27 protein-coding genes and 1 pseudogene are annotated in these 24,650 nt (G+C 65.9%); 17 read left to right on the top strand and 11 right to left on the bottom strand.

Annotated features, from left to right (window positions below; all coding sequences use genetic code 11):
* Positions 1-151: 151 nt before the first annotated feature.
* Positions 152-790, top strand: coding sequence for a C40 family peptidase (locus DN388_RS18065; protein ID WP_043860139.1), 639 nt, complete (start codon positions 152-154; stop codon positions 788-790).
* On the opposite strand, the gene DN388_RS18060 is transcribed toward DN388_RS18065, so the two are convergent.
* A complete protein-coding gene (locus DN388_RS18060; protein WP_255001467.1) occupies positions 787-1,821 on the bottom strand; it encodes a type IV pilus twitching motility protein PilT in 1,035 nt (344 codons plus the stop codon). The two genes, DN388_RS18065 and DN388_RS18060, sit on opposite strands and share 4 nt — an antisense overlap.
* 66 nt (positions 1,822-1,887) lie before the next feature.
* Here DN388_RS18060 and DN388_RS18055 point away from each other — a divergent pair, with 66 nt between their 5' ends.
* The 9 genes from DN388_RS18055 to DN388_RS18015 all read left to right on the top strand — a co-directional run bounded on the left by DN388_RS18055 (position 1,888) and on the right by DN388_RS18015 (position 8,493).
* Positions 1,888-2,574, top strand: a complete 687-nt coding sequence (locus tag DN388_RS18055; protein ID WP_054915543.1) for a YggS family pyridoxal phosphate-dependent enzyme — start codon at positions 1,888-1,890, stop codon at positions 2,572-2,574.
* Between the two features lie 38 nt (positions 2,575-2,612).
* Positions 2,613-3,431, top strand: a complete 819-nt coding sequence (gene proC, locus DN388_RS18050; RefSeq protein WP_043860136.1) for a pyrroline-5-carboxylate reductase — start codon at positions 2,613-2,615, stop codon at positions 3,429-3,431.
* A gap of 10 nt (positions 3,432-3,441) precedes the next feature.
* Entirely contained in the window at positions 3,442-4,032 is a 591-nt protein-coding gene (locus DN388_RS18045; RefSeq protein ID WP_054915542.1) for a YggT family protein, read from the top strand.
* Between the two features lie 95 nt (positions 4,033-4,127).
* On the top strand, positions 4,128-5,267 hold the full coding sequence (locus DN388_RS18040) for a homoserine O-acetyltransferase (RefSeq protein ID WP_043860134.1): 1,140 nt from the start codon (positions 4,128-4,130) through the stop codon (positions 5,265-5,267).
* A gap of 7 nt (positions 5,268-5,274) precedes the next feature.
* Complete coding sequence (gene metW / locus DN388_RS18035; RefSeq protein WP_043860133.1) at positions 5,275-5,895, top strand: methionine biosynthesis protein MetW; 621 nt, start codon at positions 5,275-5,277, stop codon at positions 5,893-5,895.
* Between the two features lie 26 nt (positions 5,896-5,921).
* Positions 5,922-6,356, top strand: a complete 435-nt coding sequence (locus DN388_RS18030) for a DUF4426 domain-containing protein (protein ID WP_043860132.1) — start codon at positions 5,922-5,924, stop codon at positions 6,354-6,356.
* Positions 6,353-6,949: an RdgB/HAM1 family non-canonical purine NTP pyrophosphatase gene (gene rdgB, locus DN388_RS18025; protein WP_043860131.1), complete on the top strand. Its 597-nt coding sequence runs from the start codon at positions 6,353-6,355 to the stop codon at positions 6,947-6,949. The genes DN388_RS18030 and rdgB overlap by 4 nt, the downstream gene beginning before the upstream one ends.
* A complete protein-coding gene (gene hemW, locus DN388_RS18020; RefSeq protein WP_255001465.1) occupies positions 6,946-8,160 on the top strand; it encodes a radical SAM family heme chaperone HemW in 1,215 nt (404 codons plus the stop codon). The genes rdgB and hemW overlap by 4 nt, the downstream gene beginning before the upstream one ends.
* 9 nt (positions 8,161-8,169) lie before the next feature.
* Positions 8,170-8,493, top strand: coding sequence for a DUF3392 family protein (locus DN388_RS18015; protein WP_043860129.1), 324 nt, complete (start codon positions 8,170-8,172; stop codon positions 8,491-8,493).
* An 85-nt stretch (positions 8,494-8,578) separates the two neighbouring features.
* Here the strand turns inward: DN388_RS18015 and trmB are convergent, their stop codons facing one another.
* The 4 genes from trmB to DN388_RS17995 all read right to left on the bottom strand — a co-directional run bounded on the left by trmB (position 8,579) and on the right by DN388_RS17995 (position 10,827).
* The gene (trmB, locus tag DN388_RS18010; RefSeq protein ID WP_043860128.1) at positions 8,579-9,301 is read right to left on the bottom strand and encodes a tRNA (guanosine(46)-N7)-methyltransferase TrmB; all 723 of its coding nucleotides are present in this window, start codon (positions 9,299-9,301) and stop codon (positions 8,579-8,581) included.
* Positions 9,302-9,310: 9 nt separating this feature from the next.
* A complete protein-coding gene (locus DN388_RS18005) occupies positions 9,311-10,105 on the bottom strand; it encodes a thiazole synthase (protein ID WP_043860127.1) in 795 nt (264 codons plus the stop codon).
* A 48-nt stretch (positions 10,106-10,153) separates the two neighbouring features.
* Positions 10,154-10,354: a sulfur carrier protein ThiS gene (gene thiS / locus DN388_RS18000; protein ID WP_043860147.1), complete on the bottom strand. Its 201-nt coding sequence runs from the start codon at positions 10,352-10,354 to the stop codon at positions 10,154-10,156.
* 101 nt (positions 10,355-10,455) lie between these two features.
* A complete protein-coding gene (locus DN388_RS17995) occupies positions 10,456-10,827 on the bottom strand; it encodes a DUF423 domain-containing protein (protein WP_043860126.1) in 372 nt (123 codons plus the stop codon).
* Positions 10,828-10,861: 34 nt separating this feature from the next.
* Between DN388_RS17995 and mtgA the strand changes: the two are divergent.
* Positions 10,862-11,619 (top strand): annotated as a pseudogene (mtgA, locus tag DN388_RS17990) (monofunctional biosynthetic peptidoglycan transglycosylase).
* A 95-nt stretch (positions 11,620-11,714) separates the two neighbouring features.
* On the opposite strand, the gene rpoH reads toward mtgA, so the two are convergent.
* From rpoH to ftsY, 4 genes are all read right to left on the bottom strand, one after another.
* Positions 11,715-12,569 (bottom strand): RNA polymerase sigma factor RpoH, encoded by an 855-nt coding sequence (rpoH, locus tag DN388_RS17985; RefSeq protein WP_043860124.1) that lies wholly within the window; start codon positions 12,567-12,569, stop codon positions 11,715-11,717.
* Between the two features lie 111 nt (positions 12,570-12,680).
* A complete protein-coding gene (gene ftsX, locus DN388_RS17980; RefSeq protein ID WP_043860123.1) occupies positions 12,681-13,712 on the bottom strand; it encodes a permease-like cell division protein FtsX in 1,032 nt (343 codons plus the stop codon).
* Positions 13,709-14,380 (bottom strand): cell division ATP-binding protein FtsE, encoded by a 672-nt coding sequence (gene ftsE / locus DN388_RS17975; protein ID WP_043860122.1) that lies wholly within the window; start codon positions 14,378-14,380, stop codon positions 13,709-13,711. The genes ftsX and ftsE overlap by 4 nt, the downstream gene beginning before the upstream one ends.
* Complete coding sequence (gene ftsY / locus DN388_RS17970; RefSeq protein ID WP_255001463.1) at positions 14,377-15,876, bottom strand: signal recognition particle-docking protein FtsY; 1,500 nt, start codon at positions 15,874-15,876, stop codon at positions 14,377-14,379. Before ftsY ends, ftsE begins: the two co-directional genes overlap by 4 nt.
* 229 nt (positions 15,877-16,105) lie before the next feature.
* Between ftsY and DN388_RS17965 the strand changes: the two genes are divergently transcribed.
* The 4 genes from DN388_RS17965 (at position 16,106) to DN388_RS17950 (ending at position 20,825) form a co-directional block, all read left to right on the top strand.
* Positions 16,106-17,461: a pitrilysin family protein gene (locus DN388_RS17965; RefSeq protein WP_043859990.1), complete on the top strand. Its 1,356-nt coding sequence runs from the start codon at positions 16,106-16,108 to the stop codon at positions 17,459-17,461.
* A 64-nt stretch (positions 17,462-17,525) separates the two neighbouring features.
* On the top strand, positions 17,526-18,932 hold the full coding sequence (locus tag DN388_RS17960; protein WP_309475769.1) for a pitrilysin family protein: 1,407 nt from the start codon (positions 17,526-17,528) through the stop codon (positions 18,930-18,932).
* Positions 18,932-19,528, top strand: coding sequence for a 16S rRNA (guanine(966)-N(2))-methyltransferase RsmD (rsmD, locus tag DN388_RS17955; RefSeq protein ID WP_043859992.1), 597 nt, complete (start codon positions 18,932-18,934; stop codon positions 19,526-19,528). Before DN388_RS17960 ends, rsmD begins: the two co-directional genes overlap by 1 nt.
* Positions 19,529-19,829: 301 nt before the next feature.
* Positions 19,830-20,825 (top strand): hydrolase, encoded by a 996-nt coding sequence (locus tag DN388_RS17950; protein WP_043859993.1) that lies wholly within the window; start codon positions 19,830-19,832, stop codon positions 20,823-20,825.
* On the opposite strand, the gene DN388_RS17945 is transcribed toward DN388_RS17950, so the two are convergent.
* On the bottom strand, positions 20,826-21,680 hold the full coding sequence (locus DN388_RS17945; RefSeq protein ID WP_054915562.1) for a sulfurtransferase: 855 nt from the start codon (positions 21,678-21,680) through the stop codon (positions 20,826-20,828).
* A gap of 36 nt (positions 21,681-21,716) precedes the next feature.
* The gene (locus tag DN388_RS17940; protein WP_043859994.1) at positions 21,717-22,382 is read right to left on the bottom strand and encodes a TetR/AcrR family transcriptional regulator; all 666 of its coding nucleotides are present in this window, start codon (positions 22,380-22,382) and stop codon (positions 21,717-21,719) included.
* Between the two features lie 124 nt (positions 22,383-22,506).
* Between DN388_RS17940 and DN388_RS17935 the strand changes: the two genes are divergently transcribed.
* Positions 22,507-23,898: a coniferyl aldehyde dehydrogenase gene (locus tag DN388_RS17935; protein WP_255001458.1), complete on the top strand. Its 1,392-nt coding sequence runs from the start codon at positions 22,507-22,509 to the stop codon at positions 23,896-23,898.
* Positions 23,899-24,137: 239 nt separating this feature from the next.
* Positions 24,138-24,617, top strand: coding sequence for a pantetheine-phosphate adenylyltransferase (gene coaD / locus DN388_RS17930; RefSeq protein ID WP_043859996.1), 480 nt, complete (start codon positions 24,138-24,140; stop codon positions 24,615-24,617).
* Positions 24,618-24,650 lie beyond the last annotated feature (33 nt).

Below are 24,650 nucleotides of genomic sequence, written 5' to 3'. Positions count from 1 at the left end.
GCCTCCACGGTTTAGAGAGAAATTTTCTAAGAAAAAATGTGACTTTTACGTGCTCAGCCGACGTATGGCGCCTCTGCAATCGACCAACGGACCAGAATTCGATCAAAAAGCTGTTATAAAGTTGCGCGCTTAACCAACAAGAGCCCTGCCCATGCGACCTTTTTTCAAGACATGGCTGACTGTTTGCCTTTTATTGCCACTGGCCGCCCACGCCACCAACCGTGAGCAACGTCTTCCCAACGGCTTCAACGTGCACACCACCAGCACTGCAGCCGTACGCTCGACCAAGGGCGCCCACGCCAAGGTCACCTCGTCCGCCGCCTCTTCCAAGGTCGCCAAGACCACCCGCCAGGTCGCCTCGATGCCGGCCAAGCAGAGCAGCGATGTGCTCAGCCGCGCGGTGAACGTGCTGGGCACTCCGTACCGCTGGGGCGGCAGCAGCCCGAGCAAGGGCTTCGACTGCAGCGGGCTGGTCAAGTACGCCTTCAACGACATCGACGAGGTCGACCTGCCGCGTACCTCCAACGCCATGGCCAGCGGCCACGGCGTGAAAGTCGACCGCAAGGATCTCAAGCCCGGCGACCTGCTGTTCTTCAACATCAAGAGTCGCCGCGTCAACCACGTGGCCATCTACCTGGGCAACGACCGCTTCATCCACGCGCCACGGCGCGGCAAGCGGGTCAGCATCGATACCCTGAACAAGCCCTACTGGCAGAGCCACTACGTGGTCGCCAAGCGCGTACTGCCCAAGGAGCAGCCGCAAACCCAGCTGCGCCTGGCCAAACGCTAGACCTGATCGGGCGAACGCACGTTCGCCCTGGCCGTTTCCAGGCTGACGACTCCCCGCCTCACCAGGCCCTGCAGGCTGCTGTCCAGGGTCTGCATACCCAACGCCGCGCCGGTCTGCATGGCCGAATACAGCTGCGCCACCTTCCCCTCGCGAATCAGGTTGCGCACCGCCGGCGTGGCCAGCAGGACCTCGTGCGCGGCCACTCGCCCGCCTTGCACCCTGGGCACCAGCACCTGGGCCACCACCGCCTGCAAGGCGTCGGCGAGCATGGTGCGTACCAGGGCCTTCTCCTGCGCGGCAAACACGTCCACCAGCCGGTCGATGGCTTTGGCCGCCGAGGCGGTGTGCAGGGTCGCCAGCACCAGGTGGCCAGTTTCGGCGGCGGTCAGAGCCAGGCGGATCGTCTCCAGGTCGCGCAGCTCGCCAAGCATGATCACGTCCGGGTCCTGGCGCAGCGCAGCCCGCAGCGCCTGGGCGAACCCCTGGCTGTGACGCCCCATCTCACGCTGGCTGAGCTGGCTGCGCAGCGGGCTGTGGATAAATTCGAGCGGGTCTTCCAGGGTCAGGATATGCACGGCGCGCTCGCGGTTTAGGTGATCGACCAGCGCCGCCAGGGTGGACGACTTGCCTGAGCCGGTGGGGCCGGTCACCAGCACCAGCCCGGCCGGCGACTCGGCAATGCGACGAAACACCTCCGGCAGCTGCAGGCTCGCCAGCGTCGGCACCTGGTCGGGTATCAGGCGCAGTACCGCCGCCGGCCCGCGCACCTGCACGAAGGCGTTGACCCGAAAGCGCCCCAGCCCGGGCACGGCCACGGCAAAGTCCAGGTCCTGCAGCCTGGCGAAGTCCTCCTGCTGCTGTGGGCTCATGAGCTGCGCCAGCAGGGCATGCAGGTTGTCGCTGCTCAACGCCGCCGGCCCCAGCGGCTGCATCTGCCCGTCACGGCGGATCATCGGCGCACTGCCGGCCGCCAGGTGCAGATCGGAGGCGCCTTCCCTGAGCGCCAGGGCCATCAGCCCGGTCATGTCCATAACACTCCCCAAACATCGCCAAGCAGGTAGAATGCCGCAGACCCGAACAGCCGCTGGCGTTGATCCATGTCCACCATAGCAGACAACCTTTCCACGCTTGCCGACCGCATCCGCAGCGCTGCACAGGCCGCCGGGCGTGACCCCGGGCAGGTCCGCCTGCTGGCCGTGAGCAAGACCAAGCCGGCTGCCGCGATACGCGAAGTGTATGCGGCCGGCGTGCGCGACGTGGGCGAAAACTACTTGCAGGAAGCCCTGGCCAAGCAGCTCGAATTGACCGACCTGCCCTTGACCTGGCACTTCATCGGCCCCATTCAATCGAACAAGACGCGAGCAATCGCCGAGCACTTCGACTGGGTACATTCGGTGGACCGACTGAAAATCGCACAACGCCTCAGCGAACAACGCCCTGCCGGGCTGCCCGCACTGAATGTGTGCGTGCAGGTCAACGTCAGCGGCGAGGCCAGCAAATCGGGCTGCAACCCCGACGAGCTGCCGGCGCTGGCCCAGGCCATCGCGGCGCTGCCGCACCTGAAGCTGCGCGGCCTGATGGCGATTCCCGAACCCACCGACGATCCGGCCGCCCAGGCGGCCGCATTCGCCCGTGTACGCCAATTGCAGGACAGCCTGAACCTGGGCCTGGACACCCTGTCGATGGGCATGAGCCACGACCTGGAAGCAGCGATTGCCCAGGGCGCAACCTGGGTGCGCATCGGCACCGCCCTGTTCGGTGCCCGCGACTACGGCCAGGCCTGACCCATGCATCGTTCACCTTCTTCAACCAAGGACCTGACATGAGCAAGACTCGAATTGCCTTCATCGGCGCCGGCAACATGGCCGCCAGCCTGATCGGCGGCTTGCGCGCCCAGGGTGTGGACGCCGCGCAGATCCGCGCCAGCGACCCGGGTGCCGAGACGCGCGCCAGGGTGCACGCCGAACACGGCATCCAGCTGTTCGAAGACAACGCCCAGGCCGTCGATGGCGCCGACGTGGTGCTGATCGCGGTCAAGCCGCAAGCCATGAAGGCGGTGTGCCAGGCGCTCAAGCCAAGCCTCAAGCCCAACCAGCTGGTGGTGTCGATTGCCGCCGGCATCACCTGCGCCAGCCTGCGCAACTGGCTGGGCGAGCAACCGCTGGTACGCTGCATGCCCAACACCCCGGCGCTGCTGCGCCAGGGCGTCAGCGGTCTGTACGCCACCGAGCAGGTATCGGCCGAACAACGCGCCGAAGCCGAGCAACTGCTCTCGGCAGTGGGCGTGGCCCTGTGGGTCGACAGCGAACAGCAACTGGATGCAGTGACCGCGGTCTCCGGTAGCGGCCCGGCGTATTTCTTCCTGCTGATCGAGGCGATGACCGCAGCCGGCGAAAAACTCGGCCTGCCCCGCGACGTCGCCTCCCGGCTGACCCTGCAAACCGCCCTGGGCGCGGCGCACATGGCCGTGGCCAGCGATGTCGAGGCCAGCGAACTGCGCCGGCGCGTCACCTCCCCCAATGGCACCACCGAGGCGGCGATCAAGTCGTTCCAAGCCAACGGGTTCGAGGCGCTGGTAGAAAAAGCACTGGGCGCCGCGGCGCACCGCTCGGCCGAAATGGCCGAACAACTGGGCAACTAAGGAGCTCTGCATGAATGCACTTTCGGGCGCCGCGATCTTCGTGGTGCAAACACTGGTCAGCCTGTACCTGGTCATCGTGCTGCTGCGCTTCGTGCTGCAGCTGGTCAAGGCCAACTTCTACAACCCGCTCAGCCAGTTCGCGGTGCGCGCCACCCAGCCGCTGCTCAAGCCGATCCGGCGCGTCATCCCCAGCGTGTTCGGGCTGGACACCTCATCGCTGATCCTGTCGATCGTGATCCAGGCGCTGTTGATGGCGTTCGTGCTGATGGTCACCTACGGCACCTTCGGCGACATCCCGCACCTGCTGATGTGGGCCGTCATCGGCGTCACCTCGCTGTTCCTGAAGATCTTCTGGGTCGCGATGATCGTGATGGTGATCGTGTCGTGGATCGCCCCCGGCAGCCACAACCCCGCCGCCGAGCTGGCCTACCAGATCAGCGAGCCGGTGCTGGCACCGTTTCGCAAGCTGGTGCCCAACCTCGGAGGCCTGGATATTTCGCCGATCTTCGCCTTCCTGGCGATCCAGGTGATCCAGTCGTTCGTGATGCCGCCGCTGGCCGCCTACGCCGGAATGCCGCAGGAACTGTTCCGCATGATCTGACCCGCACCACCCCCGGCCGCAAGCCGCGCCATGTTGCTTGCCGCTGGGGGTGGCGGTCTTTAGACTTACGCCTCATTCAAGCGTGAGCAGGGTCGATGTCCACTGTCTTTCCCGAAGATTCGGTCGGTCTGGTAGTACCGCAACTGGCGCGATTCGATGAGCCCCTGGCCCTGGCCTGCGGTCGCTCGCTGGCCAGCTACGAGCTGGTCTTTGAAACCTACGGTACCCTCAACAGCGCGGCCAGCAATGCCGTGCTGATCTGCCATGCCCTGTCCGGGCATCACCATGCCGCCGGCTACCACAGCCCCGACGACCGCAAGCCGGGCTGGTGGGACAGCTGCATCGGGCCGGGCAAGCCGATCGATACCAACCGCTTCTTCGTGGTCAGCCTGAACAATCTCGGCGGCTGCAACGGCAGCACCGGCCCCAGCAGCGTCAACCCGGCCACCGGCCAGCCCTACGGCGCCGACTTCCCGGTACTCACCGTGGAAGACTGGGTGCACAGCCAGGCGCGCCTGGCCGATCGCCTGGGCATCGGGCAGTGGGCCGCCGTGGTGGGCGGCAGCCTGGGCGGCATGCAGGCGCTGCAATGGACCATCACCTACCCCGACCGCGTGCGCCACTGCCTGGACATCGCCTCGGCACCCAAGCTGTCGGCGCAGAACATCGCCTTCAACGAAGTGGCGCGCCAGGCCATCCTCACCGACCCCGAGTTCCACGGCGGCTCGTTCCAGGCCGAAGGCGTGATCCCCAAGCGCGGGCTGATGCTGGCGCGCATGGTCGGGCACATCACCTACCTGTCGGATGACTCGATGGGCGAGAAATTCGGCCGCGAGCTCAAGAGCGACAAGCTCAACTACGACTTTCACAGCGTCGAGTTCCAGGTCGAAAGCTACCTGCGCTACCAGGGCGAGGAGTTCTCCGGGCGTTTCGATGCCAACACCTACCTGCTGATGACCAAGGCGCTGGACTACTTCGACCCCGCCGCCAGCCACGGCGGCGACCTGGCCGCGACCCTGGCCCACGTCACCGCCGACTACTGCGTGATGTCGTTCACCACCGACTGGCGTTTCTCGCCGGCGCGCTCGCGGGAGATCGTCGATGCGCTGATCGCCGCGCGCAAGAACGTGTGCTACCTGGATATCGACTCGCCGTATGGCCACGATGCCTTCCTGATCCCGACCCCGCGCTACATCACGGGATTCACGAACTACATGAACCGCATCGTCTGCTGAGGACCCCATGAGAGCCGACCTGGAAATCATCCAAGACTGGATCCCCGCCGGCAGCCGGGTACTCGACCTCGGTTGCGGTACTGGCGAGCTGCTCGCCTCGCTGCGTGACACCAAGCAGGTGGCTGGCTACGGCCTGGAAATCGACCCCGACAACATCGCCCAGTGCGTGGCCAAGGGCGTCAACGTCATCGAGCAGGACCTGGACAAGGGCCTGGGCAACTTCGCCAGCAACAGCTTCGACGTGGTGGTCATGACCCAGGCCCTGCAGGCCGTGGAGTACCCCGACCGGATCCTCGACGAAATGCTGCGCGTGGGCCGCCAGTGCATCATCACCTTCCCCAACTTCGGCCACTGGCGCTGCCGCTGGTACCTGGCGACCAAGGGTCGCATGCCAGTGTCGGACTTCATGCCGTATACCTGGTACAACACGCCGAACATCCACTTCTGCACCTTCGAGGATTTCGAGGCGCTGTGCAGCGAACGTCGCGCCCAGGTGCTCGACCGCCTGGCGGTCGACCATATGCACCGGCATGGGTGGGCGAGCAAGCTATGGCCTAATCTTCTAGGGGAGATCGGCATTTACCGTGTCAGCAGCCCGGGCCTGCAGGAACACAAGGTCGCGGTTTGAACAACCCACACTGGAGGAGACAGATCATGGGTCGCTTGTTGAGCTTTTTACTGGTTGCCTGCCTGAGCACGACGGCGCTTGCTGCCGATGCGATCAAGGGCGAGCGCAAGGAAGTCTTCGGTGACACCACGGTGCACTACAGCACCTTCATCTCCACCTTCCTGCAGCCGGACATCGCCAAGGCGGCGCAACTGGTGCGCAGCAAGAACCAGGGCGTGATCAACGTGTCGGTGATCAAGGCCGGCAAGCCGCAGGTGACCCAGGTCAGCGGCAGCGTCAAGGACCTGAGCAGCCGCACGGTGCCGCTCAGCTTCAAGCAGATCACCGAACAGGGCGCGATCTACTACATCGCCCAGTTCCCGGTGGAGCAGCAGGAAACCCGCACCTTCACGATCAATGTTGCAATTGGTGGCAAGACCGAGACCATCAGTTTCAACCAAGAGCTCTTCCCAGGCGAATGATGAACATCCAGCAACTCGTATTGGCCAGCCACAACGCCGGCAAACTCAAGGAACTGCAGGCCATGCTCGGTGACACCGTGCAACTGCGTTCGATTGGCGAATTCAGCAGCGTCGAGCCGGAGGAAACCGGCCTGTCGTTCGTCGAGAACGCCATCCTCAAGGCGCGCAATGCCGCACGTATCTCCGGGCTGCCGGCCCTGGCCGACGACTCGGGCCTGGCGGTGGACTTTCTCGGTGGTGCGCCGGGCATCTACTCGGCGCGCTACGCCGATGGCCAGGGCGACGCGGCAAACAACGCCAAGTTGCTCGAGGTACTCAAGGACGTGCCGGACGCCGAGCGCGGCGCGCAGTTCGTATGCGTGCTGGCGCTGGTACGCCATGCCGACGACCCGCTGCCGATCCTGTGCGAGGGCCTGTGGCATGGGCGCATCCTGCACCAGGCCAGCGGTGCCCACGGCTTTGGCTACGACCCGCTGTTCTGGGTACCGGAGCGCGACTGCTCCAGCGCCGAGCTGAGCCCCGCCGACAAGAACCAGATCAGCCACCGCGCCCGCGCCATGAGCCTGCTGCGTCAGCGCCTGGGCCTGCAATGACCGACCGCACGCCGGCACAGCCACTGCATCTGGGCGAGGCTGGCTTCAGCTCCAACGCACCACGGGCGGCACTCGCGCAGCGGCCGCCGCTGTCGCTGTACATCCATATCCCGTGGTGCGTGCGCAAATGCCCGTACTGCGACTTCAACTCCCATGCCGCCACCCCGCAGCTGCCGGAAGAGGCCTACGTCGACGCCCTGCTCGCCGACCTCGACCAGGAGCTGGGCGCGGTGTACGGGCGACCGATCAGCTCGATCTTCTTTGGCGGCGGTACCCCGAGCCTGTTCAGTGCCCGTGCGCTGGGCCGCCTGCTGGCGGGCGTGGAGCAACGCATCCCGTTCGCCGCCGACATCGAGATCACCCTGGAGGCCAACCCCGGGACCTTCGAGCAGGAGAAGTTCAAGGCCTACCGGCAACTGGGCATCAATCGCCTGTCGATCGGCGTGCAGAGCTTCCAGCAGGCCAAGCTCCAGGCGCTGGGGCGCATCCACAACGGTGACGAGGCGGTTCGTGCGGCCGGCATGGCGCGTGCGGCGGGGTTCGACAACTTCAACCTGGACCTGATGCACGGCCTGCCCGACCAGTCGCTGGACGATGCGCTGGGCGACCTGCGCCAGGCCATCGCGCTCAACCCTACCCACCTGTCGTGGTACCAGTTGACCCTGGAGCCGAACACGGTGTTCTGGAACCAGCCGCCGCTGCTGCCCGAGGACGACATCCTGTGGGATATCCAGGAGGCCGGGCAGGCGCTGATGGCCGAGCACGGCTACCGCCAGTACGAAGTGTCGGCCTACGCCCAGCCCGGGCGCCCGGCGCGGCACAACCTCAACTACTGGAGCTTTGGCGACTTCATCGGCATCGGCGCCGGTGCCCACGGCAAGCTCAGCCACCCGGACGGGCGCATCGTGCGCACCTGGAAAACCCGGCTGCCCAAGGACTACCTGAACCCGGCCAAGGCGTTCAAGGCGGGCGACAAGCTGCTGGCGGTGGACGAACTGCCGTTCGAGTTCCTGATGAACGCCCTGCGCCTGACCGAGGGCGTGGAGGCCGCGCTGTTCGCGCAGCGTACCGGCCTGCCGTTGGAACAACTGGCGGCGGCGCGCCGTGAGGCCGAACAAAAGGGCCTTTTGCAGGTCGAACCGACGCGGCTGGTGGCGACACCGCGGGGCCAGCTGTTTCTCAACGACCTGCTGCAGTATTTCTTGACCTAAGGATAGCGAATGGACCTGGTACTCGACCTGCTCTCGACCGTCTCCCGCTGGAGCCGCAGTAACCTGTCGGAGATCTCTCTGGCGCTTGTAGGCTGTTTGCTGGTGTTGTTCGGCACCGACATCAAGGGCTGGGTCGAACAGCGCCTGGGCGGGCTGGCAGGTGCGCTGCGCGTGCCGTTCATGGCCCTGCTGGTGCTGATCGGCAGTGGTGCGGCGTTGATCTATGCCACGCCGTGGGTGGTACGCGGGCTGAGCCAGTTCAACAACTATGCACTGGCGCCGGTGCTGCTGGTGGTGCTGGTGTTGCTTGGCGTGGTCGCAGACCGCCGCTAGAAGCTTCGCCAGCAAGGCTGGCTCCTACAAGATCTCGCTGAATCTGTAGGAGCCGGCCTTGCCGGCGAATGGCCGTGATGCGGTCTTAAGCCAGCTTCTCGAACTTCAGATCCCACACCCCATGCCCCAGGCGCTCGCCACGGCGTTCGAACTTGGTGATCGGACGCTCGGCAGGGCGAGGTACGCACTTGCCGTCTTCGGCCAGGTTCCTGTACCCCGGCGCGACATTCATCACTTCCAGCATGTACTCGGCGTACGGTTCCCAGTCGGTCGCCATGTGGAACACGCCGCCCACCTTCAGCTTGCTGCGCACCAGCTCGGCAAATTCCGGCTGCACGATGCGACGCTTGTGGTGACGGCTCTTGTGCCACGGGTCCGGGAAGAACAGCATCAGGCGGTCCAGGCTGTTGTCGGCCACGCACTTGTTCAGCACTTCGATGGCATCGCAGTCATACACCCGCAGGTTCTGCAGGCCCTGGGTCAGCACGCCATTGAGCAGCGCGCCCACGCCCGGGCGGTGCACTTCGACACCGATGAAGTCCTGTTCGGGCGCGGCGGCGGCCATCTCCAGCAGGGAATGGCCCATGCCGAAGCCGATCTCCAGGGTGCGCGGCGCCGAACGGCCGAACACCTGGTCGTAATCCACCGGGCTGTCGGCCAGTGGCAGCACGAACAGCGGCGCACCCTGGTCCAGGCCGCGCTGCTGGCCTTCGGTCATGCGCCCGGCACGCATCACGAAACTCTTGATGCGGCGGTGTTGGCGTTCTTCGCCTTCGGCGGTGATCGGCGATTCTTGCGATTCAGTCATCAGGGGCTCTTACTTGATCAGACCATCCAGCGGCGACGAGGCGCTGGCATAGAGTTTTTTCGGCATGCGGCCGGCCAGGTAGGCCAGGCGGCCTGCCACGATGGCGTGCTTCATGGCTTCGGCCATCATCACCGGTTGTTCGGCATGGGCGATGGCGGAATTCATCAGCACTGCCTCGCAGCCCATTTCCATGGCAATGGTGGCGTCCGACGCGGTACCCACACCGGCATCGACCAGCACCGGCACTTTCGATTCCTCGAGAATGATGCGCAGGTTGTACGGGTTGCAGATGCCCAGGCCCGTACCGATCAGGCCTGCCAGCGGCATGACCGCGATGCAGCCGATTTCGGCCAGCTGACGCGCGATGATCGGGTCGTCGCTGGTGTAGACCATCACGTCGAAACCGTCCTTGACCAGCACTTCGGCGGCCTTGATGGTTTCGATCACGTTGGGGAACAGCGTCTTCTGGTCGGCCAGCACTTCGAGCTTGACCAGGTTGTGCCCGTCGAGCAGTTCGCGGGCCAGGCGGCAGGTGCGCACGGCCTCGACCGCGTCGTAGCAGCCGGCGGTGTTCGGCAAGATGGTGTAGCGGTCCGGTGGCAGCACGTCGAGCAGGTTCGGCTCGCCCGGGTTCTGGCCCAGGTTGGTACGGCGCACGGCGACGGTGACGATCTCGGCACCCGAGGCCTCGATGGCCAGGCGGGTTTCTTCCATGTCGCGGTACTTGCCGGTACCGACCAGCAGGCGCGACTGGAAGGTACGACCGGCCAGCGTGAAGGGCTTGTCGCTACGAACATTGCTCATCGGTAATCCTCTTGAAGGTTGAGGGACTTGCAGGTGAAGCGCGTGGGCCTAGCCGCCGCCGATGGCGTGAACCACCTCGACCTGGTCGCCTTCGCGCAGGGCGGTGGCGTCGTGCTGGCTGCGCGGCACGATGTCCAGGTTCAGCTCCACCGCCACCCGGCGACCTGCGAGGTCGAGCCGGGTCAGCAGGGCCGCGACGCTTTCGCCGTCGGGCAATTCGAAAGGTTCACCGTTCAGTTGAATGCGCATGCGCACGGCCGCCATTGTTTTTAGGGGCCCGCATTCTAGCCCCTATCCGGGGCTGAACCCAAGGCCAAGCGGCGCCATTCGTCTCGATCCGGACCCGCGGGTCAACCCAGGCGCCAGGCCGCCAGGCCCAGGCACAGCCAGCCGCCGAGGAAGGCCAGGCCGCCAAAAGGGGTGATGATGCCGAGCTTGCCGATGCCACTCAGGGTCAACAGGTACAGGCTACCGGAAAACAGCACGATGCCCAGGCAGAACAGACCACCGGCCCAGGCCGTGAGTCGCCCAGGCAGGTGCGCCCAGAGCACTGCCACGCCCAGCAGGGCCAGGGCGTGCACCAGCTGGTAGGTGACGCCGGTATGGAAGATCGCCAGGTACTCCTGGCTCAGGCGGCCCTTGAGGCCATGGGCGGCGAAGGCACCGAGGGCCACGCCGGTAAAGCCGAAAAAGGCGGCGAGCAACAGAAAGCTGCGAAGCATGCGCAAGACTCCTTGGGGGCACAGGGTCTGTATAATGGCCCGCTCATTCGGTTCGGCCAAGCCATCTCTATGCTTTCATCCCTGATCCGCCGCCTCACCCGCGCCCTGCTCTGGTTCGCCGTTGCCAGCGTGTTGCTGGTGCTGCTGTTTCGCTGGGTACCGCCGCCGGGCACCATGCTGATGGTCGAGCGCAAGGTGGAATCGTGGGTCGACGGCCAGCCCATCGACCTGCAACGCGACTGGCGCCCATGGGGCGAGATTTCCGATGAACTGAAGGTGGCGGTGATTGCCGGCGAGGACCAGAAGTTCGCCGGGCACTGGGGTTTCGACTTCAATGCCATCCAGGCCGCACTGGCACACAACGAGCGTGGCGGCACGCTTCGCGGCGCCAGCACGCTGAGTCAGCAGGTGGCCAAGAACCAGTTCCTGTGGGCCGGCCGCAGTTGGCTGCGCAAAGGGCTGGAGGCATGGTTTACCGCACTGATCGAGCTGCTGTGGTCCAAGGAGCGCATTCTGGAGGTGTACCTCAACAGCGCCGAGTGGGATGACGGCGTGTTCGGCGCCCAGGCCGCGGCGCGCCATCACTTCGGTACCGATGCGAGCAAGCTGACGCGCCAGCAGGCCAGCCTGCTGGCGGCGGTGCTGCCCAGCCCGCGCAACTGGAGCGCAAGCCGGCCCAGCAGCTATGTGGCGCGACGGGCGGCGTGGATTCGTCAGCAGATGAGCCAGCTGGGCGGCAGCGGCTACCTGGTGCAACTGGATGAGCCGCGCAAGGCGCCCTGGGCCAACTGAAACAAAGAGGGCCCCTTCGCCGGCAAGGCCGGCTCCTACAGGAATTGTTGTAGGAGCCGGCCTTGCCGGTGAAGGGGCCCTCAGGGTCCCGCAGATCAGGCAGCGATCAGGGCTTTCACCTTGTTCATCGCATTCTTCTCCAACTGCCGGATACGCTCGGCCGACACGCTGTACTTGGCCGCCAGGTCATGCAGCGTGGCCTTCTCTTCGGCCAGCCAGCGCTGGTACAGGATGTCGCGGCTACGGTCGTCCAGGCCTTGCAGCGCCTCGTGCAGGTTGTTCGAGGAGCTGTCGCTCCAGTCCGCATCCTCCAGCTGACGCGCCGGGTCGTAACGGTGGTCTTCGAGGTAGTTGGCCGGCGACTGGAACGCGCTGTCGTCGTCCGCCTCGCTGGCCGGGTCGAAGGCCATGTCCTGACCGGTCAGGCGGCTTTCCATCTCGCGCACTTCACGCGGCTCCACACCCAGGCTTTCGGCCACACGATGCACTTCATCGTTGTTCAGCCAGGCCAGGCGCTTCTTCTGGCTGCGCAGGTTGAAGAACAGCTTGCGCTGCGCCTTGGTGGTCGCGACCTTGACAATGCGCCAGTTGCGCAGGATGAATTCGTGAATTTCGGCCTTGATCCAGTGCACGGCAAAGGACACCAGGCGCACACCCATCTCGGGGTTGAAACGCTTGACCGCTTTCATCAGGCCAACGTTGCCTTCCTGAATCAGGTCGGCCTGGGCCAGCCCGTAGCCCGAATAGCTACGCGCGATATGTACGACAAAACGCAGGTGGGCGAGCACCATCTGCCGAGCCGCCCCCAGATCCTGCTCATAGTAGAGACTCTCGGCCAGTTCACGCTCCTGCTCGGGCGTCAGCAATGGAATGCTGTTGACCGTGTGCACATAGGCCTCCAGGTTCGCACCCGGGACCAAGGCATAGGCAGGTTGCAACGAAGTGGTCATACGAAAAAACCTCCGACTCACTGAATTGTGCCATCAGGCACTGCCACCATTGACCGGGAACCGCGAAACAAGTTCCCGAAATACACGATAGTCAATGACGGCTGGAAGACACTATCGCGGTGCAAGCTCACGCAGATGCCGAGCGACCGCAATCCAAGCACCGATATACCCTAACAGCACCGCCCCAAGCAAGAGCGACAGACCATCGGCAGGCGGCACCCCGGCCAGCGAGAAATCGCTGCCGTACAGACCCGACAGCCCGACGACCGCGTCATCCAGCCAGTTGAGGCCGAACGCCAGTACCCCCCAGGACAGTACGCCTGCCCCCAGGCCATACAGCGCGCCCATGTACAGGAACGGCCGGCGCACGTAGGCATCGGTACCGCCCACCAGCTTGATGACCTCGATTTCGGTACGGCGGTTCTCGATATGCAGGCGAATGGTGTTGCCGATGACCAGCAGCAGCGCCGACACCAGCAGCACGGTCAGGCCGAAGACAAAGCGATCACCCAGCTTGAGGATCGCCGCCAGCCGCTCCACCCATACCAGGTCGAGCTGGGCCAGCTCCACCTTGGGCAGTTCGGCCAGGCGTTGGCGCAGGGCCTCCAGCGCTGGCTTGTCGACTTCGGCCGGGGTCACCACGACCACGCCAGGCAAGGGGTTCTCCGGCAGCTCGCGCAAGGCCTCGCCCAGCCCGGACTGCTGCTGGAACTCGTCGAGGGCCTGTTCACGGCTGACATACTCGGCATCGGCCACCCCCGGCATGCCCTTGATCTGGGTACGCAGGGCTTCGCCTTCGCTCACGCTGGCGTCAAGTTTGAGGTACAGCGAAATCTGCGCTGCACGCTGCCACGAGCCGCCCAGGCGCTCGACATTGCTCAGCAGCAGCGACAACCCCATCGGCAGGCTCAGGGCCACGGCCATCACCAGGCAGGTGAAGAAGCTGCCGATCGGCTGCTTGCCCAGGCGACGCAGGCTGTCGAGCAGGCTGGAGCGATGGCTTTCCAGCCAGGCGTGCAGCAGCGTGCTGAAATCCGGGCCGTCATCGTCATCATCACGGCGCTTTTTCTGTTTCTGAGGGCTTGGCTCGGCTGCCGCAGGGGCCACCCGCTCGGACACCTTGGGACTACGTGTTGCACTCATTGCCCGGCCTCCCCATCGCCGATCAAGCGGCCGCGCTGCAGGGTCAGCATGCGATGGCGCATGCGCGCGATCAGCGCCAGGTCGTGGCTGGCGATCAGCACGCTGGTGCCCAGGCGGTTGATATCTTCGAAAACACCCATGATCTCGGCCGCCAGGCGCGGGTCGAGGTTGCCGGTGGGTTCATCCGCCAGCAACAAGGCCGGACGGTGCACGATGGCACGCGCAATGCCCACCCGTTGCTGCTGGCCGGTGGACAGGTCGCCGGGGAACAGCTGGGCCTTGTCCGACAGGGCCACACGCTCCAACGCCGCGTCCACACGCTTGGCCACCTCGACCTTGGACAGGCCCAGGATCTGCAGCGGCAGGGCGACGTTGTTGAACACGGTACGGTCGAACAGCAACTGGTGGTTCTGGAACACCACGCCGATCTGGCGACGCAGGAACGGGATCTGCGCGTTGCTGATCTGACCAAGGTCCTGGCCGGCCAGCAGCAGCTTGCCGCTGGTCGGACGCTCCATGGCCAGCAGCAGGCGCAGCAAGGTGCTCTTGCCCGCGCCGGAATGGCCGGTGACGAACAGGAACTCGCCCCGACGCACCCGAAAACTCAATTCATGCAGGCCAACGTGACCGTTAGGGTAACGCTTGGCGACCTGTTCGAATCGGATCATGAAGGCTCCCGCTCGGCAAACAAGGCTTGTACGAAGGGCTCGGCTTCGAAGGTGCGCAGGTCATCGATGCCTTCGCCCACACCAATGTAGCGGATCGGCAGGCCGAACTGCTTGGCCAGGGCGAAGATCACCCCGCCCTTGGCGGTGCCGTCGAGCTTGGTCAGCGCCAGGCCGGTGAGCTCCACGCTCTGGTTGAAGTGCTTGGCCTGGTTGATGGCGTTCTGCCCGGTGCCGGCGTCCAGCACCAGCAGCACCTCGTGCGGCGCGTCGGCGTCCAGCTTGCCGATCACGCGGCGAACCTTCTTCAGCTCTTCCATCAGGTTGTCTTTGGTGTGCAGGCGACCGGCGGTGTCGGCGATCAGCACGTCGATGTTGCGCGCCTTGGCCGCCTGCACCGCGTCGAAGATCACCGAAGCGGAGTCGGCGCCGGTGTGCTGGGCGATCACCGGGATCTGGTTGCGCTCGCCCCATACCTGCAGCTGCTCCACCGCGGCAGCACGGAAGGTGTCGCCGGCGGCCAGCATGACCTTCTTGCCTTCGAGCTGGAGCTTTTTCGCCAGCTTGCCGATGGTGGTGGTCTTGCCGGCGCCGTTGACGCCGACCACCAGGATCACGAACGGCTTGTTCGCGGCATGCACCTTCAGCGGCTGTTCGACCGGCTTGAGCAGGTCGGTCAGCTCGCCCTGCAGCGACTTGTACAGGGCATCGGCATCGGCCAGCTGCTTGCGTGCGACCTTCTGGGTCAGGCTCTGCACGATCACCGAGGTAGCCTCGACGCCGACGTCGGCGGTCAGCAGGCGGGTCTCGATCTCTTCGAGCAGGTCGTCGTCGATGACCTTCTTGCCCAGGAACAGGCTGGCCATGCCCTCGCCGATACTGGCGCTGGTCTTGGACAGGCCCTGCTTGAGGCGGGCGAAGAAGCCGGCCTTGGTGGTGGTTTCAGGCGCCGACGGGGCGGCCTCGGGAACAGGCAGGGCGACCTCGGTGGCCGCAACAGGTGCGGGCGGCACCACTGCAGGCGGCTCGACCACCGGCTCGGGTGCGTTGTACTGCGGGGCAGGCTCGACCACCGGCTCGGGTGCGCTGTACTGCGGGGCAGGCTCGATCACCGGCTCGGGCGCGGCGTACTGCGGCGCAGGCGCTTCAACAGGCTCGGGCGCAGCGTACTGCGGGGCAGGCTCGGGGGCTGGGCGCTCGGGAATCGGCGGGGGGACGTGGGGCTCGAGGTCGGCCACCAGCGCCACCGGCTCTTCGGGCACCGGCAGCACCAGGCTGCTGGGGTGATCCTCGACGGCGACGGGCGCGCTCGCGACCGGGGCGGGCTCGACGGCTACCGGCTCAGGCAAAGTCGGGGCGATAGGCTCCAGCGCCTCTGGCACTGGGGTTTCGGGCTGTTCGACAACAAGTTGCTGGGGCTTTTTGCGCAGCCAGCCGAACAGGCCTTTCTTTTCACCGGCCGCGGCCGGGGTCTTTTTGTCGTCGTTGGAACCAAACATGGAAGACGGCTATCTCAGGGTAGCGATGCGCCAGTGTGGCGCCTCAAAATTCTTCTAACGCAGAACAGACTATGGTCAAGCCGACTGGTTCATGCGCAACATTTTGTCGGGACGCCTGCAACGCTTGATCTCGACAGGCATGGTCGTCAGGCAACCGGATCAGTATCCTAGCACCTCCTAGCCCGCCGACGCTAAGGCCATGCGGGCAGCCCTACAGGTTGAATCATCAATGAATGCTCTAGCCCGCCGCGCCGCCGGCCTGCTGCTCAGCACAATTGTCATGCCCCTGGTGGCGGTTGCCGCCGACGTCCAGCCCACCCATGAATTCACCCTCGACAACGGCCTCAAGGTCATCGTGCGTGAAGACCATCGCGCCCCGGTGGTGGTATCGCAGGTCTGGTACAAGGTCGGCTCCAGCTACGAGACCCCGGGTCAGACCGGCTTGTCCCATGCCCTGGAACACATGATGTTCAAGGGCAGCAACAAGCTGGGGCCTGGCGAAGCCTCACGCATCCTGCGTGACCTGGGCGCCGAAGAGAACGCCTTCACCAGCGACGACTACACCGCCTACTACCAGGTGCTGGCCCGCGACCGCCTGGGCGTGGCCCTGGAACTGGAAGCCGATCGCATGGGCAGCCTGCGCCTGCCGCCCGAAGAGTTCAGCCGCGAAATCGAGGTCATCAAGGAAGAGCGTCGCCTGCGCGTCGACGATCAGCCCAACTCCAAGGCCATGGAGCTGTTCAGCGCCATGGCCCACCCGGCCAGCGGCTACCACACCCCGACCATCGGCTGGATGGCCGACCTCGAACGCATGAAGGTCGAAGAGCTGCGCCACTGGTACGAAGCCTGGTACGTGCCCAACAACGCCACCCTGGTGGTGGTCGGCGACGTCACCGCCGACGAGGTCAAGGGCCTGGCCCAGCGTTACTTCGGTGCCATCCCCAAGCGCGCCACACCCCCTGCCAAACTGCCGCTGGAACTGGCCGAGCCGGGCCTGCGCCAGCTCACCGTGCATGTGCGCACCCAACTGCCGAGCCTGATCTACGGCTTCAACGTGCCGGGCCTGGCCACCGCCAAGGACCCGCGCAGCGTGCACGCCCTGCGCCTGATCGCGGCCCTGCTCGACGGCGGCTACAGCGCGCGCATGGCCACCCGCCTGGAACGCGGTCAGGAACTGGTGGCCGGCGCGTCGGCCAGCTACAACCCGTTCACCCGTGGCGACAGCCTGTTCGTGCTCTCCGCGGTGCCCAATACGCAGAAGAAAAAGACCCTGGCCGAGGTCGAAAGCGGCGTCTGGAAGCTGCTCGACGAGCTGAAAACCACCCCGCCAACCGCTGAAGAGCTGGAGCGCGTGCGCGCCCAGGTGATTGCCGGGCTGGTCTACGACCGCGACTCGATCAGCAGCCAGGCCACCACCATCGGCCAACTGGAGACCGTCGGGCTGTCGTGGAAGCTCATCGACAAGGAGCTCGACGAGCTCAAGAGCGTGACCCCGGCCGACATCCAGAGTGCCGCCCGCACCTATTTCACCCGCGAACGCCTGAGCGTTGCGCATGTATTGCCCGAGGAGCAGGCGCATGACTGAGCACACCACCCCACGCCACACCCCGAAGGGCCGCGGCGTATTCGGCGCGTTGCTGCTGAGCGCCGTGTGCCTGGCCGGCCCCGCCCATGCCGACACCGCGGCCGCCAAGCCCGGCGCCAACCTGCAATCGCTGGCCGAGCTGGACGGCAAGGCACCGAGCCGACGCAACCTCGACATCAAGACCTGGAACACAGCCGAAGGCGCCAAGGTGCTGTTCGTCGAAGCCCACGAACTGCCGATGTTCGACCTGCGCCTGACCTTCGCCGCCGGCAGCAGCCAGGACGGTAACCTGCCGGGCCTGGCCACCCTGACCAACGCCATGCTCAACGAAGGCGTGGCGGGCAAGGACGTCGGCGCCATCGCCGCCGGCTTCGAAGGCCTGGGCGCGGATTTCGGCAACGGTGCCTACCGCGACATGGCGGTGGCCTCGCTGCGCAGCCTGAGCGCCAAGGACAAGCGCGAGCCGGCCCTGAAGCTGTTCGCCGAAGTGGTGGGCAAGCCGACTTTCCCTGAAGACGCGCTCAAGCGCATCAAGAACCAGATGCTCGCAGGCTTCGAGTACCAGAAGCAGAACCCCGGCAAGCTGGCAAGCATCGAGCTGTTCGAGAAGCTCTACGGCAAGCATCCCTACGGGCACCCCAGCGATGGCGACGCCAGGAGCATCCCGCCGATCACCCTGGACCAGCTGCGCGCTTTCCATGCCAAGGCCTATGCCGCCGGCAACGTGGTGATCGCACTGGTCGGCGACCTCAGCCGCACGGAAGCCGAGGCGATTGCCGCGCAGGTCTCCGCCGCGCTGCCCAAGGGCCCGGCGCTGCCCAAGCTGGCACAACCGAGCGAACCCAAGCCGGGCGTCAACCACATCGACTTCCCGTCCAAGCAGACCCACCTGATGCTGGCCCAGTTGGGCATCGACCGCGCCGACCCGGACTACGCGGCCCTGTCGTTGGGCAACTCGATCCTCGGCGGCGGCGCCTTCGGCACCCGCCTGATGAGCGAAGTGCGCGAAAAGCGCGGCCTGACCTACGGCGTGTACTCGGTATTCAGCCCGATGCAGGTGCGTGGCCCGTTCATGATCAACCTGCAGACCCGTGCCGAACTCAGCGAAGGCACGCTCAAGCTGGTACAGGACATCCTGCGCGACTACCTCAAGACCGGCCCCACCCAGCAGGAGCTGGACGATGCCAAGCGCGAACTGGCCGGCAGCTTCCCGCTGTCCACCGCCAGCAATGCGAGCATCGTCGGCCAACTGGGGGCCATCGGCTTCTATGACCTGCCGCTGAATTTCCTCGAGGACTTCATGCAGAAGTCCCAGAGTCTCACCGTCGAGCAGGTGCGTGCTGCCCTCAACAAGCACCTGGCCGCCGACAAGATGGTCATCGTGACCGCCGGGCCGAAGGTGGCGCAACAGCCGCTGCCACCGCCCACTGACAAACCCGCCGAGCAGCCGCTTGGCGTACCGGAGCATTAATGGCCAGTCCATCCGCCAAATCCAAGGCCGCCGCCCACGGCGGCCAGGGCCAGTTGCGCATCATCGCCGGCGAGTGGCGCAGCCGCCGCCTGAGCTTTCCTGACGCACCGGGCCTGCGCCCTACCCCCGACCGGGTGCGCGAAACCCTGTTCAACTGGCTGACCGCGCACATCGAGGGCGCCCGCGTGCTGGATGCCTTTGCCGGCAGCGGCGCGCTGTTTCTCGAAGCGCTGTCGCGCGGCGCGGCCTCGGCCGTGGCGCTGGACAGCAACCGCGCCGCCATCGAGAACCTCAAGGACAACCTGGAGCTGCTGCGCTGCCCCACCGGGCAGGTGATCCAGACCGACGTGGTGCGCTACCTGCAAGGCGAGCCCAAGGCCCCGTTCGACGTGGTGTTCCTCGACCCGCCCTTCCACCAGGACCTGCTGCCGGCCACCTGTGCACTGCTCGAAGAGCGCCACTGGCTGGCCGAGCACGCGTGGATCTACACCGAAAGCGAAACCGCGCCGTCGACCCTGCAACTGCCGGGCAACTGGCGCCTGCACCGGGAAAAGAAGGCCGGTCAGGTGCACTATGCCTTGTGGGAGCGCGGCTGAACGTCGCCCCGCCTCCAGCAAACTGCGGCCGCCTGAGGTGCTTTGCCTGATCGTGCTCCGGCGCTCCCCAGGCACGACACCGATCACCAACCGGCTTGTGCGTGCCGCCTGCACCACCGCCGGGCTGCTGACCCTCAGCAGCCCGGCACTCGCCCAGCACACCCTTCCACGACCTCAGCCTCGCCAACCGACAGCCCTTGCCCGAAGTGACACCTGCTGAATATGCTTTGGCGGCAGCAGACCTGCGCTTGCGCACATACACTGATCACAGGGTCTGCCGCCCGCTCAAGAGACCTCGACGATGTCCAGCGCCACCCCACCCCCGTTCAAGCCAGCCACCGGCCTGCGCAACCCCCATGTGCAGACGCTCTGGGGCCCGCTCTGGCGCAAGTCGCCACCGCTGGCGCATCGGCGCGAGCGCCTGTGGCTGGCCGACGGCGATTTCCTCGACCTGGACTGGCACGGCCCGCTTGCCACCACCACGCCACTGGTGGTGGTACTGCACGGCCTGACCGGCTCGTCGACCTCCCATTACGTCATCGGCCTGCAGCGCGCCCTGGCGGCGCAGGGCTGGGCCAGCGTGGCGGTCAACTGGCGCGGATGCTCGGGCGAGCCGAACCTGTTGCCGCGCAGCTACCACTCCGGCGCCAGCGAAGACCTGGCCGAAGTCATCGCCCACCTGCGCACCCAGCGCCCGCAGGCACCGCTGTACGCGGTGGGTTATTCGCTGGGTGGCAACGTGCTGCTCAAGCACCTGGGGGAAGCGGGTACGGCCAGCCAGCTGCAGGCGGCCGTGGCGGTGTCGGTGCCGTTTCGCCTGGACCAGTGCGCCGACCGCATCGGCCTGGGGTTTTCACGGGTGTACCAGGCGCACTTCATGCGCGCCATGCTGGGCTACGTGAAGGACAAGCAGCGCCACTTCCAGCACCACGGCCACCATGAGGGCCTGGCAACCCTGGACCGCCTCGGCCCGCTGGAAAACCTGCGCACCTTCTGGGATTTCGACGGCCGCGTGACCGCGCCGCTGAACGGCTTCAGCGACGCCCACGACTACTACCAGCGCTCGTCGAGCCGCTACTATCTGGGTGAAAACCGCACGCCCACGCTGATCATCCATGCCCAGGACGATCCGTTCGTGTTCAGCCACAGCCTGCCAGGGGCCGCCGAACTGGCCAGCCAGACCACCCTGGAGCTGCACCGTCATGGCGGTCACGTGGGCTTTGTCGACGGCAGCCTGCGCCAGCCCGGCTACTACCTGGAGCGGCGCATTCCACAGTGGCTGGCCAGCGGGGCCTGATCAGTCGCCCTTGGCCACCGGACGCTGCGGGTCGGTGATCCACTCGCTCCACGAACCGGCGTACAGCCGCGCCAGCGGATAACCGGCCAAGGCCAGGGCGAACAGGTTATGGCAGGCCGTCACCCCCGAGCCGCAATAGGCCACCAGCGCCTGCGGCTGGCGCGTACCGAGCAAGGCGGCAAAGCGCTGCTTGAGCTGCTGGGGCGACAGAAAACGACCATCGGGCCCCAGGTTGTCGGTGAAGGCCGCGCAATGCGCACCGGGGATATGCCCGGCCACCGGGTCGATGGGCTCCACCTCGCCGCGAAAACGCGGCAGCGCACGGGCGTCGAGCAGGGTCAGGTCGGGCGTGCCCAGGCCATTGGCCAACTCGGCGGCGTCCAGCACCAGGCTCGCATCGGGCTGCCCGCTGAAGTTGCCTTCACGCTTGTCACAGGCATCCAGGCTCAGCGGCAACCCGGCCGCGTGCCAGGCCTTGAGCCCGCCATCGAGGATCGCCACCCCGTCGCGCTTGCCCAGCCATGCCAGCAACCACCAGGCCCGCGCGGCAAAGGCTCCGGGGCCATCGTCGTAGAGCACCACGTCGCTATCGTTGTCGATGCCCCAGCTGCGCAGCCGTTGGATCAGTTGCTGCGGGTCGGGCAAGGGGTGGCGACCGGTCACACCCTTGACCACCGGCCCGCTCAGGTCACGCTCCAGGTCGGCGAAGTGCGCGCCGGCGATATGCCCTTCGGCATAGCTGCGCTGGCCATAGTCGACGTCTTCCAGGGCAAAGCGACAATCGAGAATCACCAGCTTCGGAGCGCCCAGGCGCTCTGCCAGTTGCTGGGGTGCGATCAGTTGCGCGAGTGGCATGTCGGTCTCCATATCGATTCAAAGGGGGTGGGCGGCCTACTGTTCCAGTGCCTGGTCCAGCGGCACGTAGAATTCCTTGCACAGCGCATCCACTGCAGGGCGCGCGCTGGCGGTGACGAAACCGAGCTCCAGCACCAGCACCTGGTACACGCCGCGCTTGATCGCCTCTTCGCTCAGGTGCGCGGAGTGCTCGCGGGTGGTGCACAGAAAGCGCACCCAGGAGGTCAGCACGATCCAGGCATTGAGGGTCAGCGATTCGATCTGCACGGTGTCCATGGCCACGATGTCGGCCTCGACGAAACCTCGGTAGATGGCCTGGCCCTGCAGCAGGCAGCGCTGCGAAAAACGTCGGTAGCGCGCAGCCAGGGTCGGGTCGTGGCCGAGCAGGTGTTCGAGGTCGCGGTGCAGGAAGCGGTAGTTCCACATCGCCGACAGCAGCGCCTCGAGGTAGAAGCGCTTGTCCTCGACGGTGGCGGCGCGCCCCTGGGGCGGGCGCAGAAAGCCTTCCACCAGCGCCTCGTACTGGGTGAACAGCACGGCGATGATCGCCTGCTTGTTGGCGAAGTGGTAATAGAGGTTGCCCGGCGAGATTTCCATGTGCGCAGCAATGTGGTTGGTGCTGACACTGCGTTCACCCTGCTGGTTGAACAGCTCGAGGCTGTTCTGCACGATGAGCTCGCGGGTCTTGATGCGCGGTGCCATGGTCAGCTCCAAAGGCATGAGCTTGAAGGAATAGGCTTATCTTACGGCGTATCCGCCACGGGATGTACCACCTGCACAACCGGCGTATATGCTCCAGGCACACTTGCCCTGCCATGGAGCCCGCATGCCCCTCCAGACCCTGTTCGAACAGCAGCGCCGGGCCTTTGCCGGGCTGCCCATGGCGCCGGCGGCGCAGCGCCTGCAGTGGCTTGCCAGCCTGCGCCGGCTGCTGCTGGCGAACCAGTCGGCCCTGGTCGCGGCGATCGACCGCGACTTTGCCGGGCGCAGCGCCGACGAGACCCTGCTGGCCGAACTGATGCCCAGCGTGCAGGGCATTCGCCACGCCGAGCGCCACCTCAAGGGCTGGATGAAGCCGGTGCGGCGCACGGTGGGCCTGGCGTTCCAGCCGGCCAGCGCGCGGGTGCTGTACCAGCCGCTGGGCGTGGTGGGCATCATCGTGCCATGGAACTACCCGCTGTTTCTGGCCATCGGCCCGCTCACCGCGGCGCTGGCAGCGGGCAACCGGGTGATGCTCAAGCTCAGCGAAGCCACCCCGGCCACCGCGGCACTGCTTCAGCGCCTGCTGGGCGAAGTGTTTCCCGACGACCTGGTCAGCGTGGTGCTGGGCGATGCTGGCGTGGGCGAGGCCTTCTCGCGCCTGCCGTTCGATCACCTGCTGTTCACCGGCGCCACCAGCATCGGCCGCCAGGTGATGGCGGCGGCAGCCACCAACCTGACCCCGGTGACCCTGGAGCTGGGCGGCAAGTCGCCAGTCATCGTGTCGGCCAGTGTACCGCTGGCCCAGGCGGCCGAGCGCATCGCCTTCGGCAAGACCCTCAACGCCGGGCAGACCTGCGTTGCCCCGGACTACGCGCTGGTCCCGCGCGAGCGCCTGGAGGGCTTCGTGCAGGCCTATCGCGAGGCAGTGCTGCGGTTTTATCCACAGGTGCGAAACAACCCGGACTACAGCGCGATCATCAATGTGCGCCACCTGGCGCGCCTGGAAGGCTATTTGCGCGATGCCCGCGACAAGGGCGCCAGCGTGCTCGACCTGTACCCCGGCGAAGCCCGCGAAGGTCGGCGCCTGCCGCCGCAGGTGCTGCTGCAGGTCGATGACAGCATGCAGGTGATGCAGGACGAGATCTTCGGCCCGCTGCTGCCGGTGGTGCCCTATGACAGCCTGGCCGAGGCGCTGGCCTATGTGAACCAGCGCCCGCGCCCGCTGGCGCTGTACTACTTCGGCCACGACCGTGCCGAGCAGCGGCGGGTGCTGGAGCAGACCCATTCCGGCGGCGTGTGCCTGAACGACACCCTGCTGCACGTGGCCCAGGACGACCTGCCGTTTGGCGGGGTCGGGCCGTCGGGGATGGGCAACTACCACGGGCACGAGGGCTTCAAGACCTTCAGTCATGCCCGGGCGGTGTTCGCCAAGTCGCGGGTGAATGCGGCGCGGCTGATCTATCCGCCGTATGGGAAGGCGCTGCAGCGGTGGGTCTATCGTCTGTTCATTCGCTGACGTTGCAGCGACCCCATCGCGGGTCAGGCCCGCTCCCACAAAGAGATGCATAGCCTGTGGGAGCGGGCCTGACCCGCGATGGGGTCGATACTTTCAAGGCACCAGACACTCGGCCTGCAGCGGGTGACAAGCATTATCACGCCTGTCTATAGTGCCTTGAGCCGGCGATGGCGACTTGGCCGACCGCAGCTGCTGCGATACCATCCGACTCCCAAACGCACTCCTGCCAGGACGACGCGATGAACCGAGTGTTGTACCCAGGTACATTCGACCCTATTACCAAAGGCCATGGCGATCTGGTCGAGCGGGCCTCCCGGCTGTTCGACGAGGTGATCATCGCGGTCGCCGCCAGCCCCAAGAAGAACCCGCTGTTCCCCCTGGAACAACGGGTAGAGCTGGCGCGTGAGGTCACCAAGCACCTGCCCAACGTGCAGGTCATCGGCTTCTCCACGCTGCTGGCGCATTTCGCCAAGGAGCAGCAGGCCAATGTATTCCTGCGCGGCCTGCGCGCGGTTTCGGACTTCGAGTACGAGTTCCAGCTGGCGAACATGAACCGGCAACTGGCGCCCGACGTCGAAAGCCTGTTCCTGACGCCGTCCGAGCGCTATTCGTTCATATCCTCGACCCTGGTGCGCGAAATCGCGGCGCTGGGCGGCGATATCACCAAGTTCGTGCACCCGGTAGTGGCTGACGCACTCACCGAGCGCTTCAAGAAGTAACCGCGCCCGCATCGAAAACCGCGCCCGCGTGCA

The organism is Pseudomonas sp. S12(2018) (assembly GCF_024355235.1).
In the GTDB taxonomy this organism is placed as follows: domain Bacteria; phylum Pseudomonadota; class Gammaproteobacteria; order Pseudomonadales; family Pseudomonadaceae; genus Aquipseudomonas; species Aquipseudomonas palmensis.
Note: the sequence above shows the minus strand (reverse complement) of the source record. Positions and strands in the feature narration are given on the sequence as shown.